This window comes from Streptomyces griseochromogenes (assembly GCF_001542625.1).
Taxonomy (GTDB): Bacteria; Actinomycetota; Actinomycetes; order Streptomycetales; family Streptomycetaceae; genus Streptomyces; species Streptomyces griseochromogenes.
The window spans coordinates 5,674,849-5,690,476 of the sequence record NZ_CP016279.1 but is presented as its reverse complement, the minus strand read 5'-3'; the positions used below and the strand labels follow the sequence as shown (position 1 = coordinate 5,690,476).

Below are 15,628 nucleotides of genomic sequence, written 5' to 3'. Positions count from 1 at the left end.
GGACGATGGTGGGGAGCGGCCTGTGGGTCCCGCTCAGCCGAGCGGCACGCCGAGACTGGTCGCCGTCAGGAAGGGGGCGGAGATCGTGCGCACCGGCGTGTTGGTGCCGGCGAGCCGGAAGCCCTGGCCGGAGGCCGCGACGCCGTTGCCGACAACGGCCGTACCGATGAACCGGCCCAGAGCGGGGGACCACACGCAGTGCGTCATGATGCCCACGTCGGCGTCGCTGACCCCGATGACGGTTCCCTCGGGGGGTGCGGTCTCCAGGGCGGCGTCAGCGACCCAGCACACCGGGGAGCGGTGCACCTGGCCGCTGGACTCGTCGAGGGCCTGCCGGCCGACGAAATCCTGACCGGCGTCGAGCATCCACTGCAGACCCACGTCGGACGGGAGGACCGGTCCGCCGGTGTGCTCGCGTTCGAGGTTCACGAAGCGGACCTCCATCCGGCAGACATCGACCGCGTCCTTGCCGCACTCGACGGCACCGAGGTCCAGGAGTTCGGCCCGCAGCCGGGGTGCGTCGCCCGACGGGACGATGAACTTGTAGCCGTACTCGCCGGTGACGCCGGTGCGCGAGAGGGTCACCGTGCCTGAGCCCCACTCGACAGCGGTGCAGCTGCGGTAGGCGAGGGAGGCGACGGGGAAGTCGAGGTACTTCTGGGCGATCTGGAAGGAGGAAGGGCCCTCCACGGCGAGTACCGCGCACTGTGAGCCGACGTCCTCGACCGTGACGTCCGGGAAGTCGGTCGCGGCCGCGAGCAGGTGGGCGACGGCCTCGGCGGCCTGGGCGGGCCAGATCTCCACGAGGTAGTCGGTGCCGCGGCAGTGGATGAGCGCTTCGGCGACGATGGTGCCGTCCTCGCGCAGCAGCAGGGCGGAGGTGCTCTGGCCTTCGAGAAGGAAGTCGACACTGCGTGTCCCGACCCGGCCGAGGTACTCGGTGGCCCGGGGACCGGTCACGGTGACCAGGCCGGCGCCGTCGTAGCTGATCAGGCCGACGTGCCGGCGCAGGGCCTCGTACTCCTGATCGGTGGTGGTGTAGCTGCTCTTCATCATTCCTCCATGGGTGGTTTCGGCGGAACGCTGGGGTGCGTGTCCGTGCTGGGACGACGGACCCGGGCGCGGTGGGCCGGCGGCCTTCCGGGGCTATGGCTGCTCGAGTTCGGTGACGGCCAGGCGGGCGGTCATGACCAGCTCCCGGCCGACCGACGCCTGGCCGGTGACCGAGATCAGTCCGCCCAGCCGGGAGCCGCTGTGGGCCCGGAAGACGACCTGGTCGCCGGGGAACACGGGCTTCATGAACTTGGCCTGGCGGATCTCGGCGAGATAGCCGACCCGGTCGGCGACATCCGCGACCAGTTCACCGGTGGACGACTGCGCGGCCGCGCTGCCGTAGATGACCGCGGCGAGCTGTGCGACGCATTCGACGAGCAGGACACCGGGGTACAGCATCCGGCCCGGGAAGTGACCGGCCAGCACGCCGTCGGAGGCCGTGATGTTCTTGATGGCCTCCGCGCTCACGCCGGGTGCGAGGTCGGTGATCCGGTCCAGGAGGAAGAACGGGTGGCGATGCGGCAGGAGCCGGGCGATGTCGTCGGCGGTCAGGACCGCGCGCGCCGGCGTGGAGGAGGGCTGTCCGGTCATGCTCGGGCGCCCTCGATGTGGTCGACCAGCCGGTTCAACGACAGCAGGCTCTGGGTGTCGTCGTCGGTGACGGTGACACCGAAAGTGTCCTCCACCGCCATGGCCAGTTCCAGCGTGTCGATGGAGTCCAGCTCCAGCCCGCGTCCGAACAGCGGCTGGTCGTCCCCGATTGCCCGGGGGGCGACGTCCAGTGAAAGGCGGTCCACGAGCAGCTGCTTGACCTGCGAGCACAGGTCCTGTCGGGCCGCCGCCCGGCGGGTCGCCTCATCGAGTTTCATCACCATGGTGTTTCTCCTGTTCCGTGTGGGGAGGTGGTCGGTGGTCCGTGGCGGGATGCCGCCGGAGAGCATCAGCTGATGAGGCCGCCGTCGACGACGACCGAGGTGCCGGTGACGTAGCCCGCCTCGTCGCTGAGCAGGAACCGCACGACGGAGGCGACCTCTTCGGGTTGTCCGATACGGCCGAGCGGCACGTTCCGCAGGTACTCCGTCAGTCGGTCGGAGGGCATCTGACGGGTCATCGAGGTGTCGATGAACCCGGGGATCACGCAGTTGACGCGGACCCCGTAGGAGCCCAGCTCTTTCGCCAGCACCTTCGTCAGCGCGATGCCGCCCGCCTTGGCGGCCGCGTAGTTGGCCTGGCCAGCCGGCGGGTTCAGCGCGCTCGTCGAGCTGACGGTGACGATGGCGCCGCCGCGCCGCCGGGCCATGAGCCGGGCCGCGGCACGGGTGCACAGGAAGGCGCCGGTGAGGTTGGTCTCGATGACGTTGCGCCACTTGGTCTCGCCCATCATGAGCGCGTAACCGTCGTCCGTGATGCCGGCGTTGTTGACGAAGGCGTCGAGCCGTCCGTGGTCGTCCCTGATCTGCCGGAACATGTGTTCCACGTCAGCCGGGTCGGCGACGTCACCCTGGATCAGCCGGGCATCGTCCCGGATCTCCTGTACCCGGGACAGGGCGTCGCGTGCCCGGTCCGGCTTGCCGCGATGGTTCATCAGCACGGTGGCGCCGCAGCGGGCCAGTTCAGCCGCCACCGCCAGGCCGATGCCCTTGGTGGCACCGGTGACCAGCGCGATACGCCCTTGGAGATCGCTCACGTCGTCGTCCTTTGCTCGAGGTCGGTCGAGGCCGAGTGGGTCCCGGTGTCCGGGCCGGGGAGGGCCTCCGGCGGCGCCGCCCGGTGCAGCGCATCCCAGGTCGTCAGGTGCCGGGCGGCGCGGACCATCTCGCGGCCCAGACCGCCCAGCACCCTGCCGGGGCCTGCCTCGATGTAAGTGCCGACCCCCCGTTCGGTCAGGGTCCGCACGGTGTCGCTCCACCGCACCGGTGCGATCACCTGTGCCAGCAGGTCCCCGCGGTACGCGTCGATGTCCGTGACATGGCGGCCGGTGACGCTGGAGACGAACGGGATGCGGGGAACGTCGAGCGGAACGCCGCCCAGCCGGTCCCTCAGACGCGCGTGGGCCTCGTTCATCAGCGGTGAGTGGTACGCGCCGCCGACGGCCAGTCGGCGGGCACGCAGCGCCCCGGCGCCGGTCGCGGCGGCGATGACCCGCTCCATGGCGGACACGGTGCCGGCCACCACCAGCTGGCGAGGAGAGTTCCAGTTGGCGACGACAGCGACATCGGGCCCGGTGGATGCCTCCGTGCACAGTGCCTGCACCGTCTGCGCCGGGAGACCGACGATGGCCGCCATGCCGCCCGGACGGTTGCGGGCCGCGTGCGCCATCGCCCTGCCCCGGCAGGCGACGAGCGACAGCGCCGTGTCCTGGTCGAGGCTCCCGCAGGCAACGAGCGCCGTGTACTCCCCGAGACTGTGACCGGCGACCGCGCACGGCCGCCAACCCTTCTGCCGGAGCTGGTCCAGCGCGGCCAGCGACCAGACCAGGACGAGTACCTGGGCGATCTCGGGATCGGCGAGGGTCGCAGCGGGGGCGCACGTCATCAGGTCGGCCACCGGCAGTCCGGTGATGTCTTCGGCCCGGAGAGCGAGCGCACGAGCCTGCGGGCCCAGCCGGTTCAGCTCATGGCCCATCCCGGGAAACTGGCTGCCCTGCCCGGGGAAGACGAATGCGGCGGTCGCGGTCATGACGGTGTGTCCAGCGTGCGGGCCGCCGCCCAGGCGAGGGTCATGCGGTCCGTGAGCGGGCCGGAGGAGGCGACGACGTCCACCCGCCGGGCGCAGGCCCAGTCGGCAAGGGCGCCGCTGAGGCGTACCGGCCAGGGCCGGCGATCCCAGGTGCCCTCGGGGATCTCCACGCAGATGTCCGCCAGGCGCGCGGTGGGCGGCAGGCCGCCCGCCATCTTGACGACGCTCTCCTTCACACCGAAGAGATGGCCGAGGATGTCGGCCGCGGACCGGCCCTCCGTGGCCCGCTCCCGTGCGGTCCGGCGTTCCTCCGCCGTGAAATACCGCTGCGCCAGAGCATCCCCGCAGCGTTCCATGGCGCGTTCCCAGCGGCACAGGTCCACCAGGTCCACACCGGCCGAATGAATATGTTCCGGAAATGTCCGGGCTGCGTTGGCAATCTGCATGGCTAGCTCCCCGTCGCTTCACCGAGAGGGCAAGTAAAAGAAAATCCCGAGCCGACAGAAACCGGGCCGGAAGGAACATCACATTTCGCGGTGCCCTTGGGTCGAGAAGAACGTAGGAGCGCATCCTCCGCCGCGTCAACGGGAAAGCAAGATACCGGTCAGGTGTCCAGGGCGCGCATGAAAGACACCGTGGAGGCGGCGAAAGATCTGCAAGAAGACCGAAACATTCGGCTCCCCTGATTGACCCGTCTCGATCCTTATTCCTAGGGTTCCGCACATCCAGGTGACCCGCACGGATCAGCTGAATGTGCCGGAGTTCCTGCCGGTTCCGCCCCCGTGCCATCGCGAGAGGATCGACGAACAATGCCACGTCTCGTGCAGTCCGCGACGAACATCGTGCGTGACGTCAGCGTAGAGGTCACCACCCGGGTCCGCTGGGGAGAGTGCGATCTGCAGGGGCACGCCTACTACGGCAGTTACATTCCCTGGTTCGATCTCGGACGGGAGAAGTATGCGCTCGACATAGGGGCCGACTACCGGAAATACCAGATCGCGACCACCGATCTCCAGGTCCGCTACCACGATCCGGCCATGTACCTCGACGACCTCGTCATCAAGACGTGGGCGGCCACTCCGAGGACGCTCACCTACTACTACGAGATCTACCGGAAGAACGGCGGCCGACTCATCGCCGAGGCCCGAACCGTCCATGCATTCGTGGACATCGAGCGCGGCACACTGACCAAAATCCCGGACGATATGCACCTGGCTTTCATTGAATTTCTGGAGCGCCGCCGGAAACAAACTGGAAAGCCCGCCGGAAATCCCGCCGGTCCGGAACCCACCACATCCGGGGACTGAACGGCTCCGCTCGTCCGACCCGAAGACCTGGAGAGACTTCATGAAGCCTGATGCGCTCGACCGCCTCCGCGGAACGCTGCTCGGCGAGGTACTGGGACCGCAGGACGCCGGCTACGGCACCGCCCGCCGCGTCTACAACGCCATGATCGACAAGCGGCCGGCGGTCATCGCCAAGTGTCTGGGAAACGCGGACGTCGTCCGCGCGGTCCGCTTCGCCCGTGAGGAGGATCTGCTCATCGCCGTCCGCGGTGGCGGACACAGCATCGCGGGCCACGGCACGTGCGATGACGGCATCGTCATCGACCTCTCCCTCATGAGGGGCGTGCACGTCGATCCGGTGCGTCGCACCGTCCGGGTGCAGGGCGGGGCGCTGCTGGGTGATGTGGACCGGGAGACCCAGCTGCACGGCCTCGCGATTCCCACGGGCCAGATGTCGGACACCGGCATGGCCGGGCTCACCCTCAACGGCGGCGTGGGCATGATGCTCCACAAGTACGGCCTGACCTGTGACAATTTGCTGTCCGCCGATATGGTCACGGTGGACGGCGAGCTGGTGACGGCGAGCGCGGACAGCCGTCCGGAGCTGTTCTGGGCGCTGCGTGGCGGCGGCGGCAACTTCGGTGTGGTCACCTCGTTCGAGTTCCAGGCACATCCCGTCGGGCCGATGATGCTGGCGGGATTCCTGGCGCACCCGGTGGAGCGGGCCGGTGAAGTCCTCGAGTTCCTCCGGGACTTCACCGCGACCAGCCCGGCACACCTGAGCGCGGACGCCATGTTCCTTCGTGCTCCGGAAGCGGATTTCGTCCCCGAGGAGTACCAGGGAATGCCTCTGGTCACCCTGCTGGTGCGATATTTCGGTCCGATGGAGGAGGCATGGCAGGCCGTGCAGCCGCTGCGGGACTTCGGCGACCCCCTGTACGACAGCGTGGGCCCGATGCCGCTGGTGGCCGTGCAGTCGATGCAGGACGGATTCTCCCCGCCCGGCAATCTCCATTACTGGACCAGTGAGTTCGTGCCGTGCATCGGTGCGGAGCAGATCGCCGCCATCGCCGAGATAGGCAGCGAACTTCCCTCCAGGATCAGCATCATCAACGTGCATCCCTTCGACAAGGCGGCCACCGATGTCCCGCCCGACGACACCGCGTTCGCGCACCGCACGGACAGCTGGCTGATCCATGTGATCGGCCAGTGGCAGGACGAGGCCGATTCCGAGCGGTGTCGAGCCTGGGTGAAGGAGGCCGGTGCGCTCCTCAGAAGGTTCGGCCTTGGCAATACGTACCTGAACACGACGTCCGAAGACGGCGAGACGGACCGGGTACGCGCCTTCTGGGACGAGCGGCGTCTGGCACGCCTGGCCAAGGTCAAGGCGGAGTACGACCCGGACAATGTGCTGCGGTTCAACCACAACATTCCGCCCGCCACGAACGAGTCCGCGTCATGAACCGGCAGGCTTCTCGACGGCGGGCCCCGCATGTGGTGATCATCGGAGCCGGGGTGAGCGGCCTCGGACTGGCCATGGCCCTCAAACGCTCGGGGCACCACGATTTCACCATCGTGGAAAAGGGTGACGCCCTCGGCGGGGTCTGGCGGGACAACACCTATCCCGGTGCGGCCTGTGACATCCCCGCCCACCTGTACTCCTATTCGTTCGAGCGGCACGACTGGTCGCAGCGCTATGCCGGGCAGCGGGAGATTCTGGAGTACCTGCGCGGCTGTGCGGACAAGCACGGCCTGGAGGCGCACCTGCGGCTGGGTACCGAGGTCCGCTCCGCACACTTCGAGGAGGGCACGGGACGGTGGCGGCTGCGGACAGGGACGGGTGAAACCCTGGAGGCCGACATCCTGGTCCCGGCCTGCGGGCAGCTGAGCCGTCCGGCCTATCCCCGGATACCAGGCACCGATCGCTTCTCGGGGCACACCTTTCACTCGTCCCGCTGGGATCACGGCCACGATCTGACGGGCCGCAGGGTCGCAGTGATCGGAACGGGGGCGAGCGCCATCCAGATCATTCCCGAAGTGGCCAGGCACGCTGGTCGGTTGACGGTGTTTCAGCGATCCGCGCCGTACGTGGTCCCCCGCTGGGACCGTGTCTACCCCCGCCGAGAGGGCGTCCTCGCCCGGCTCGCACGTACGTCGGCCCGGCTCGGGTGGTGGACGTTCAACGAGCTGACCGTGCCCGGTCTGACCCGCCGCCGGCCGATCAGCCGTCTGACCTCGTACGGCTGCGCCGCCCAGCTGGCCAGGCAGATCCATGACCCCGTCACCCGCGAACGCCTCACGCCCCGGGACGAGGTGGGGTGCAAGCGGATCGGCGTCTCCAGCGCGTACTACCCGGCCTTCAACGAGCCCCACGTCGAGCTGGTCACCGACCCGATAGCGGAGATCACCGAGCGGGGCATCCGCACGGAGACCGGCGTGGAGCACCGAGTCGACACCATCGTCTACGCCACCGGTTTCACCGCCACGGACTTCCTGTCACCGCTGCGGGTCACCGGCACCGGGGGCCGCTCTCTGGCCGACACCTGGAAGGAGGGTGCCCGGGCCTACCTGGGGATGACCGTCCCCGGCTTCCCCAACATGTTCCTGCTCTACGGCCCGCACACCAACGTCGGTGCCGGCTCGGTCGTCTACATGGTCGAGAGCCAGATCCGCTATGTCCTCGACGCCGTGCGGATCCTCGCCCGCGGAAAACGCCGACGACTCGACGTCCGGCCCCAGGCCGAGGAGAGCTTCACCGCGGAGATGCGCCGCCGCCTGCCCGGCACCGTGTGGTCGACGTGCCGCAACTGGTACCGCGGAAGCGGCCGGTACGTCACCACCAACTGGCCCGGCCAGACCATGGAGTACCGCCGTCGTACCCGGCGGGTGAACCTGGCGCACTACCAGCCCGACCGCGCCGGCCCCGGGATGCCCCACGGCCGTGACACCGGCCACCGCTCATGAACCGGCCCGTTCCCAAGCCCCCTCAGGAGTTGCCGTGTCGTTGCATCCGGAATCCGCCGCCTTCCTCGATCGTCTGGCGGACCAGCACATGCCGCCCCTGGAGCAGGTGGGCGTACTGAGGATGCGTGAGCTGATGAGCGGCCTGCAGCAGGCCCAGGGACCGGCCGAGGTGGTGGACTCGGTCATCGAGACCCACGTTCCCGGACCGGCCGGTCTGCTGCCCGTCCGGGTGTACCAGCCCGCCATGCGCCCGGGGCCGCGACCGCTGCTGGTGTTCTTCCACGGCGGAGGCTGGATCGCCGGAGACGTGGAGCTGCTCGACAGACCCCTGCGGAGCCTCGCGAACGCCAGCGGCGCCGTGGTGGCGAGCGTGGCGTACCGGCGCGCCCCGGAGACCCGCTTCCCGGGACCCGTGGAGGACGCCTATGCGGCCATCGCTGCCCTGGCGGACCGGTCGGAGGAGTTCGGGGCCGACGAAGGGCTCGCGGTCGCGGGGGAGAGCGCGGGCGGAAATCTGGCCGCGGCGACGGGCCTGATGGCCAGGGACCGCGGCGGCCCGCACATCGACCTGCTTGTCCTGATCTGTCCCAGCCTCGCCCCCGCCGACGGCTCCCCGTTCGCCTCCTACGACCAGTACGCCTCGGGCTTCCTCAACACCCGTGCCGCGATGGCCCGCTTCTGGGACCTCTATCTCCCCGGACCGAGCGCAGCGACCAGCCCCTACGCCTGTCCCCTGCGCGCCGAGGACCACAGCGGACTTCCGGCCACGCTGATCCTCACCGCCGAGTGCGATCCGTTGAGAGACGAAGCGGAGGAGTACGGCCGGCGGCTGCGGGCCGCAGGTGTGCCCGTCGCCACCCGACGGTACGACGGCGCACTGCACGTCTTCTTCCTGCTCACGGAGTTCACCGCCGCACGGCAGGCGAGGAACGACATCACCCGCGCCCTGCACGCCCATTTCGGCGCATAGCCGCCGCCGAGAAGCTTCGCACGTCAAGGAGTTCTCTGTGCCTGCCTACGACCGCATCTATCTGAACGGCGCCTGGACGCCGTCCCACAGCAGCAGGATGCTCACCGTCGTCGACCCGACGACGGAGCAGCCGCTGGCCCGCGTACCGGACGGCACCTCGCAGGACGCCGATGCCGCCGTCAGCGCGGCGCGCGCCGCCGCCGGCCCATGGTCACGCACCGCGGTGGCCGAGCGCGCCGCCCACCTGCGCGCCATCGCGGAGGAACTGGCCCGCCGCGCCGGTCCCCTTGCCCAGCTGATCAGCCGTGATGTCGGAACCCCGCTGTCCTTCGCCCGGGCTGTTCAGGTCACCTTGCCGGTCAACAGCTTCCGGCACGCCGCGCAGACAGCCCTGGCGCACCCCTTCGAACAGCGTCGAGGCCCCTCGCTGATCGTGCGTGAGCCGTACGGCGTGGTCGCGGCCATCACACCGTGGAACTACCCGGTGCACCAGGTGGCCGCGAAGGTCGCCTACGCACTGGCCGCCGGCAATACCGTCGTACTCAAGCCCAGCGAACTCGCGCCGCTCAGTATCTGGGAACTGACCGACATCATCGACTCCGTCGGGCTGCCGCCCGGGGTGTTCAACCTCGTCAGCGGAACCGGGCGCGGCATCGGAGAAGCACTGGCCCGGCACCCCGGGGTCGACGTGGTCTCCTTCACGGGCTCCACCCGCGCCGGCCGCAGAGTGGGCTCCCTCGCCTCCCGGACCGTCAAGAAGATCACGCTGGAACTGGGCGGCAAGAGTCCCGCGGTGATGCTGCCGGACGCCGATCCGTCACGGGTCGTCCCGGCGGTCCTGGCCGCCGCCTTCCTCAACAACGGGCAGACCTGCTCTGCCCTCACCCGCCTGATCGTGCCGCGCTCCATGCTCGCCGACGTCGAAGAACTTGCCCGCCGTGCCGCGCAGGCCTGGGTGCCCGGCGACCCCGGCCGCGAGGACACCCGGCTGGGCCCACTGGTGTCCGCCGCCCAGCGCGACCGGGTGCGCCGCCACATCAGCAACGCTCTGACGGACGGAGCGAAGCTGGTCACCGGCGGTGCGGAGCCACCGCCGGACCCGGACCGTGGCTTCTTCGTCCGCCCTACCGTGCTGTCCCGCGTGACCGGCGACATGGCGGTACACCACGACGAGGTGTTCGGACCCGTCCTGGCCATCGAGTCCTACAGCACCGAGGACGAAGCCGTCCGGATCGCCAACGACACCGTCTACGGCCTGGCCGGCGCGGTGTGGTCCGCGGACGAGAGCCGTGCTCTCACGGTGGCCCGCAGGCTCCAGGCAGGACAGGTGCAGATCAACGGAGCCGCCTTCGACCCCAACGCGCCGTTCGGCGGCTACAAGCAGTCGGGCAACGGCCGTGAAGGCGGCCTCGCGGGTCTGGAGGAGTTTCTGGAGACCAAGGCGATCCAGGTCTGACCCACCGGCCGCGGGCCCTGCCGTCCCTGGCTGCCCAACCTCCCCACCCCTCAACCGCATTCGAGAAGGGCGATCCCATGTACTACCGCACCATGTTCAAGTCCAAGGTCCACCGTGCCACCGTCACCCAGGCCGACCTGCACTACGTCGGGTCGCTGACCCTGGACGCCGACCTGATGGAGGCGGCCGACCTGCTTCCCGGAGAGAAGGTCGACATCGTCGACATCGACAACGGAAACCGGCTGTCCACCTACCTCATCGAAGGCCCCCGTGGCTCTGGTGTCGTAGGCATCAACGGGGCCGCGGCCCGCCTGATCAGCCCCGGTGACCTGGTCATCATCATCTCCTACGCCGATATCTGGAATTCGGACGCCGCCCGGCTCGTCCCCAGGGTCGTGCATGTGGACCGCGACAACAAGATCATCTCTTTGGGGTCCGACCCTGCGGAGGCCACCCCCGACGGCACCACCACACGTGGTGACCACATCTTCGTCGACTGAGCCCCGACGCCTCTGCCGGCCCCGCCCACGCGGCCCCCTTTGCCGTGGCAGTCCCGGGTGGCGTCGCCCCTCGGTGGACCGGGGCGGCCCAGTCGTCACGAGACGGCCCGCGGCCACGTCCCGAACACCACCGAGGGCCGCAACCCCAACTGCACCGAGCACCCCCGGGGACCAGGGCAGCCACGGGTGACCGGAACAACACCCGCCCACGAAGCAAGGAGGGCCCATGTGCGGCATCACCGGCTGGATCGCCTTCGACCACGACCTCGTACACCACCAAGAGACCGTCGATGCCATGACATGGTCCATGGCACCGCGGGGCCCCGACGCATCCGGGGTGTGGGTCAGCCGGCACGCGGCCCTCGGGCACCGGCGCCTGGCCATCATCGACCTTGCCGGCGGCACCCAGCCGATGACCGTGGACACCCCGCACGGCCCCGTCGCCATGACCTACAGCGGAGAGGTCTACAACTTCGTCGCCCTGCGTCGGCACCTGCGCGGACGCGGACACCGCTTCCGGACGGACAGCGACACCGAGGTGGTGCTCCACTCCTACCTCGAATGGGGCGAAGAGATGGTCGACCACCTCGTCGGCATGTACGCCTTCGCGATCTGGGACGGCCGCTGCGACCGCCTCCTCATGGTCCGCGACCGGCTCGGCATCAAACCGCTCTACTACCACCCCACCGAGGACGGCGTCCTGTTCGCCTCCGAGCCCAAGGGCATCCTCGCCCACCCTGCCGTGGAAGCATGCGTCGACCACGACGGCCTGCGGGACATCATGCTGGGCGTCAAGACACCCGGAACGGCGATCTGGCACGGCATGCAGGAACTGAAGCCGGGATCCCTGGCCACCGCCGACCGCGGCGGGGTACGGGAAACCACCTACTGGCGGCTGACGGCCCGAGATCACACCGACGACCTGGACACCACCGTCGCCCGCACCCGGGAACTCCTCACCGGCTCGGTGCGCGAACAGCTCGTCGCAGACGTCCCCCGGTGCGTGCTCCTGTCCGGCGGACTCGACTCCAGCACCATCGCCGGCCTCGCCGCGAACGAACTCAGCGCCGACGGGCGGCGGGTACGCACCTTCTCCGTGGACTTCCCCGGGCACACCGACCACTTCGCCCGCGACTCCCACAACGTCAGCCCCGACGCGCCTTATGTACGGATCGTCGCGGAGCACCTCGACGCCGATCACTCTGACCTGATGCTGGACGCCACCAGCCTTTCCGAGCCCGCCGTACGCCGTGCCGTCGTCCAGGCCCGCGACCTGCCGGTCGGACGCGGCGACATGGACCACTCACTCATCCAGCTGTTCACCGCGATACGCGACCACTCCACGGTCGCCCTGTCGGGAGAAGGCGCCGACGAGATGTTCGGCGGCTACTGGTGGTTCCACGACCCCGTACTGCGCCGAAGCCCCGGCTTCCCCTGGCTCACCGCGGCCCTCGGACAAACCCGCCAGGAACGCGCCTTCCTGCCCCCCGACCTGTCGACGGCGCTAGATCTGCCCGCATACGCCACTGAGCGCTACCGCGAAGCCGTCGCCGAAACGCCCTCACTGGACGGCGAGGACAGCACCCAACGCCGCTCCCGCGAACTCCTCTACCTCCACCTGACCCGCAGCCTGGCCGGCATGCTGGACCGCAAGGACCGGCTCAGCATGGCCGTGGGGCTGGAAGTCCGCGTGCCTTTCTGCGACCACCGCATCGCCGAGTACGCCTTCAACACCCCCTGGTCCTTCCACACCGTGGACGCCCGGGAGAAGAGCATCCTCCGGGCTGCCGGCCGTACCGTCGTCCCCGACGCCGTACTCGGACGCCTCAAGAGCCCGTACCCGATGACCCGAGATCACCGCTACGTATCCGCCCTGCAAGAACAGGTGCGCGAGGCCCTGTCCCAACCCGACCACGATGTCTTCTCCTTGTTCGACAAGGCCGCAGCCACCAAGGCGGCGTACACAGATCACGACCACCACCCGAACCCTCATGGGCACCGAGCAGCGCTGGAGAAGTTCCTCGACCTGCAGACCTGGCTCGACCTTTACCGGCCACGGTTGACGCTGTGAGCCTTTTCAGCGTTGCCGCTGCAGGGTGAGGACGGCCGCGGTACCCGCAGCAGCCGGGCGCGCGGTCGGCCGGCAGATCGATGACTGCCCTCGCGTAGGCGTGGCGGTGCCGACGGCTGTGCCGAAGCCGGCGGCGATCCGGGCGTGGGTGTCGCTCCCGTCCCGCCCATCCGGACGCGGGGACCGACATCGACTCAACCGCGGAGGAAACCGTACCCGTCAACGCGGCCCTCTACAGCATCACCGTCGTCCGGACGCAACATGACTGTCGGACACCTCCTCCAACGGCACGGGAGCCTTGTGCGTGCGGGCAGCGACGCCGTCGTCCGATCAGTGGCCACGCTGAAAAGGCTCTATGACTGCGGGGCGATACCGGAAATGGACGTCACCGGCGGTAGTTGTCACCACGTGCCGACCTCACGAAATGGTTGCCGACGTACGGCCGGGCCTGTCGGAGAGCGTCGCGTGGCCTTCCATTCAGGTCCTGCGCGCATACCCTCGGGTCCGCCGACCACAACGGCCTCCGCCCCGAAAGAATCGAAGGGGAGCAATCCATCCGGCGCTGACGGGACCGGACAATCATGATGAAGTCGGTGGCGGGCGTGTGTCAGGCGGTCCGCTCAAGGAATTCGTGGACCTCGCGCACCATCCGGTGGTTCTCGAATCGGCTACGGAAACGGCGCGTGTGGGCGGAGGACATTCCCTGGAGACCGTCGACAGCCGACAGAGCCGTGCGGGCGGCGGCGTCGACGTCCCCGGCGTCGAAGCATGCCTGGGCCGCGTGGAAGAGGTACCGGGCGACGACGCTGGGCAGCAGACCGCGCGAGACGTTGTCGTCGCCCAGGATGGTGAACCGCTCCAGGGCCTGGCGGGGCCGTCCGAGTTCGAGCAGGGTGACTCCTTCGGTAAGCTTGAGCCATTCGTGTGTCACCCAGCGCGTGGCGGGGCTCTCGTCGCCGGAAGCCCCGTTCAGTGCGGCGTAACCGGCCTCGATCTCCCGCGTGCAGGCGCCGGCGTCACCGAGCTGGGCATGCGCCCTGGCTGCCCGGGCGTGCAGCAGGGCGGCGAGACGGGGGCTGGGCGCTGCGTGGCGCGCGGTTGCTGATGCCGCGCCGATCAGCGAAAGCGCCTCCCTGGGCTGCCTCCGTTCGAGGCGCTGGTCCGCCAGAATGCCCAGTGAGGACGCCGCGGTCTGTGCGGCCCGGACTGCGGCGGCCGCCCGGACTGCGGCGAGGTGATAGCGCCCGGCACCCGCGTTGTCCCCCGCACAGGTGGCCAGCCAGCCGCAGATGCGTGCGGTGTCGGCTGCGGCGGTGTGCAACCGGACGGAGAGAGCGCGCCCGTGGGCCAGGCCCTGGCGGTCGTGGGCCATCAGGGTGGCCAGTACGGAGTACTCGGCCCGCGCCAGCTGTTCGAGCATGCCCGGGCCCACCAGCGCTTCCAGTTGGTGCAGCGCCATCACCCTGGTCTCCAGGGCCTCCAGCACGGTCGGCGAAAGAAGGGTGACGGTGCCGGAAGGCGAGTGCAGCGTGGTGTTCAGGGTGAGAGGGAAAGCGGCGGCCATGGTCGCGGTGGCGCTTCGTGCGTCATCGATTTCCGCTGTCCGCGGAACCCTTTGTGACGCCGTGTCATTCCATGCTGGGCCGAGTGACGCATTCGAGGCGTTGCCGAGCTTCGGGACCGGACGCCGTTGATCCGTGATGCCGTCGGCCAGAAGCAGCCACTCGGGCCAGCGCCCGCCCAGGACGTCGCCCCGAGCCACTCCGTGAAGGTGGGCTATGGCGTACTGCGCCGTCAATTCGGGCTCCGTGCGCCCGGATTCCCATCGAGCGACCTTTTCCCTGCGCTGCGCCATGCGTCCGAAGCCGAGCTGGACATGCGTGTCAGCCACCAACCGTGCATAGGAGGACTGAGAATGCCCCAGTGTCCTCCGCAGAATCGCCAGCGGATGTTGTGCCCCGGAGCCGAAGCGGGTGGTCATGGGGTGATTCCCCTCCCTCTTCCACGGTGGATCGCAGCCCTCGTCGATCGAGGCGCGATGAATGGATCGCGCACCGTCGGACGGCGATTAATTCAAACACGAGAATCCGAAAATTCAAGTGGCCGGGCCTGGCCCCATTCGTATCACAGGGATTCCTGACGACACTGTCGCGCTTTGCTTCACTGAGGCCGGCCTTATCGCCGACAGAGTTTAAATCGAGGTGAACGCTCGACGTATTTTTAGTTCCGGGAAGGAGGCGACACAGTCAAGGTATTGATCAACTGCTGCCTGATGTTTGCTTCGCTTGGCCTGCGGACGGGCGGTGTGGCAGATCCGCAGCTGATCGACCTGTCGGCGCCCTGGCGCCTACCAGCGCTGACCTTCCTTCCCCGACGCACTCGGTTTCGATGTCGCCGGGCGCGACGTGCGCGTGATCGCGGTCTCAGCAGGCGAGGGCCACGACTACGTCCGTAGTTCGGGAGCGCATGAAGTGATCGACAACCGCCGCCAGCGGCTTCGCCGAGATCCTTCGCGGCACGCACACCGGCAGCATCGACTCCGTGCGCGACCTCGTCGATGGCCGCAACGTCGTCACGCAGAAGAGCCTTCTGCGGTCAGGGCGGCAATGGGTACGACTACGACCACCTGCGTTGATGGCTCCGCTCGCG

14 protein-coding genes are annotated in these 15,628 nt (G+C 68.9%); 7 read left to right on the top strand and 7 right to left on the bottom strand.

Annotated features, from left to right (window positions below):
* Positions 1–33: 33 nt before the first annotated feature.
* From AVL59_RS24310 to AVL59_RS24285, 6 genes are all read right to left on the bottom strand, one after another.
* The gene (locus AVL59_RS24310; protein ID WP_067308055.1) at positions 34–1,056 is read right to left on the bottom strand and encodes a glycine cleavage T C-terminal barrel domain-containing protein; all 1,023 of its coding nucleotides are present in this window, start codon (positions 1,054–1,056) and stop codon (positions 34–36) included.
* Between the two features lie 90 nt (positions 1,057–1,146).
* Positions 1,147–1,644 carry a 3-hydroxyacyl-ACP dehydratase FabZ gene (gene fabZ, locus AVL59_RS24305; protein ID WP_067308051.1) on the bottom strand — a complete coding sequence of 166 codons (498 nt, stop codon included), beginning with the start codon at positions 1,642–1,644 and terminating at the stop codon, positions 1,147–1,149.
* Complete coding sequence (locus tag AVL59_RS24300) at positions 1,641–1,928, bottom strand: acyl carrier protein (protein WP_079146942.1); 288 nt, start codon at positions 1,926–1,928, stop codon at positions 1,641–1,643. The genes fabZ and AVL59_RS24300 overlap by 4 nt, the downstream gene beginning before the upstream one ends.
* A gap of 65 nt (positions 1,929–1,993) precedes the next feature.
* Entirely contained in the window at positions 1,994–2,740 is a 747-nt protein-coding gene (locus AVL59_RS24295; RefSeq protein ID WP_067308048.1) for an SDR family NAD(P)-dependent oxidoreductase, read from the bottom strand.
* Positions 2,737–3,732, bottom strand: a complete 996-nt coding sequence (locus tag AVL59_RS24290) for an ACP S-malonyltransferase (RefSeq protein WP_067308045.1) — start codon at positions 3,730–3,732, stop codon at positions 2,737–2,739. The genes AVL59_RS24295 and AVL59_RS24290 overlap by 4 nt, the downstream gene beginning before the upstream one ends.
* Positions 3,729–4,178: a 4'-phosphopantetheinyl transferase superfamily protein gene (locus tag AVL59_RS24285; protein WP_079146941.1), complete on the bottom strand. Its 450-nt coding sequence runs from the start codon at positions 4,176–4,178 to the stop codon at positions 3,729–3,731. Before AVL59_RS24285 ends, AVL59_RS24290 begins: the two co-directional genes overlap by 4 nt.
* A gap of 375 nt (positions 4,179–4,553) precedes the next feature.
* Here AVL59_RS24285 and AVL59_RS24280 point away from each other — a divergent pair, with 375 nt between their 5' ends.
* The 7 genes from AVL59_RS24280 to asnB all read left to right on the top strand — a co-directional run bounded on the left by AVL59_RS24280 (position 4,554) and on the right by asnB (position 12,979).
* Positions 4,554–5,039, top strand: a complete 486-nt coding sequence (locus tag AVL59_RS24280) for an acyl-CoA thioesterase (protein WP_159400051.1) — start codon at positions 4,554–4,556, stop codon at positions 5,037–5,039.
* Between the two features lie 40 nt (positions 5,040–5,079).
* Positions 5,080–6,480 (top strand): FAD-binding oxidoreductase, encoded by a 1,401-nt coding sequence (locus AVL59_RS24275; RefSeq protein ID WP_067308036.1) that lies wholly within the window; start codon positions 5,080–5,082, stop codon positions 6,478–6,480.
* Positions 6,477–7,982, top strand: coding sequence for a flavin-containing monooxygenase (locus tag AVL59_RS24270; protein WP_067308033.1), 1,506 nt, complete (start codon positions 6,477–6,479; stop codon positions 7,980–7,982). The genes AVL59_RS24275 and AVL59_RS24270 overlap by 4 nt, the downstream gene beginning before the upstream one ends.
* A gap of 34 nt (positions 7,983–8,016) precedes the next feature.
* Positions 8,017–8,952 carry an alpha/beta hydrolase gene (locus tag AVL59_RS24265; RefSeq protein ID WP_067308032.1) on the top strand — a complete coding sequence of 312 codons (936 nt, stop codon included), beginning with the start codon at positions 8,017–8,019 and terminating at the stop codon, positions 8,950–8,952.
* A gap of 37 nt (positions 8,953–8,989) precedes the next feature.
* Positions 8,990–10,408, top strand: coding sequence for an aldehyde dehydrogenase family protein (locus AVL59_RS24260; protein ID WP_099053120.1), 1,419 nt, complete (start codon positions 8,990–8,992; stop codon positions 10,406–10,408).
* A gap of 77 nt (positions 10,409–10,485) precedes the next feature.
* A complete protein-coding gene (gene panD / locus AVL59_RS24255) occupies positions 10,486–10,908 on the top strand; it encodes an aspartate 1-decarboxylase (protein ID WP_067308029.1) in 423 nt (140 codons plus the stop codon).
* 226 nt (positions 10,909–11,134) lie between these two features.
* Positions 11,135–12,979, top strand: a complete 1,845-nt coding sequence (asnB, locus tag AVL59_RS24250) for an asparagine synthase (glutamine-hydrolyzing) (protein WP_067308026.1) — start codon at positions 11,135–11,137, stop codon at positions 12,977–12,979.
* A gap of 607 nt (positions 12,980–13,586) precedes the next feature.
* On the opposite strand, the gene AVL59_RS24245 is transcribed toward asnB, so the two are convergent.
* Positions 13,587–14,543, bottom strand: a complete 957-nt coding sequence (locus AVL59_RS24245) for a hypothetical protein (RefSeq protein WP_067308024.1) — start codon at positions 14,541–14,543, stop codon at positions 13,587–13,589.
* Between the last annotated feature and the right edge of the window lie 1,085 nt (positions 14,544–15,628).

What these genes read in the sequence shown, in the direction of transcription:
- AVL59_RS24275 (WP_067308036.1), top strand. Translation starts at nt 5,080, where the DNA reads ATGAAGCCTGATGCGCTCGACCGCCTCCGCGGAACGCTGCTCGGCGAG.
- panD (WP_067308029.1), top strand. Translation starts at nt 10,486, where the DNA reads ATGTACTACCGCACCATGTTCAAGTCCAAGGTCCACCGTGCCACCGTC.
- AVL59_RS24245 (WP_067308024.1), bottom strand. Translation starts at nt 14,543, where the DNA reads ATGGCCGCCGCTTTCCCTCTCACCCTGAACACCACGCTGCACTCGCCT.
- asnB (WP_067308026.1), top strand. Translation starts at nt 11,135, where the DNA reads ATGTGCGGCATCACCGGCTGGATCGCCTTCGACCACGACCTCGTACAC.
- fabZ (WP_067308051.1), bottom strand. Translation starts at nt 1,644, where the DNA reads ATGACCGGACAGCCCTCCTCCACGCCGGCGCGCGCGGTCCTGACCGCC.
- AVL59_RS24290 (WP_067308045.1), bottom strand. Translation starts at nt 3,732, where the DNA reads ATGACCGCGACCGCCGCATTCGTCTTCCCCGGGCAGGGCAGCCAGTTT.
- AVL59_RS24285 (WP_079146941.1), bottom strand. Translation starts at nt 4,178, where the DNA reads ATGCAGATTGCCAACGCAGCCCGGACATTTCCGGAACATATTCATTCG.
- AVL59_RS24300 (WP_079146942.1), bottom strand. Translation starts at nt 1,928, where the DNA reads ATGGTGATGAAACTCGATGAGGCGACCCGCCGGGCGGCGGCCCGACAG.
- AVL59_RS24270 (WP_067308033.1), top strand. Translation starts at nt 6,477, where the DNA reads ATGAACCGGCAGGCTTCTCGACGGCGGGCCCCGCATGTGGTGATCATC.
- AVL59_RS24310 (WP_067308055.1), bottom strand. Translation starts at nt 1,056, where the DNA reads ATGATGAAGAGCAGCTACACCACCACCGATCAGGAGTACGAGGCCCTG.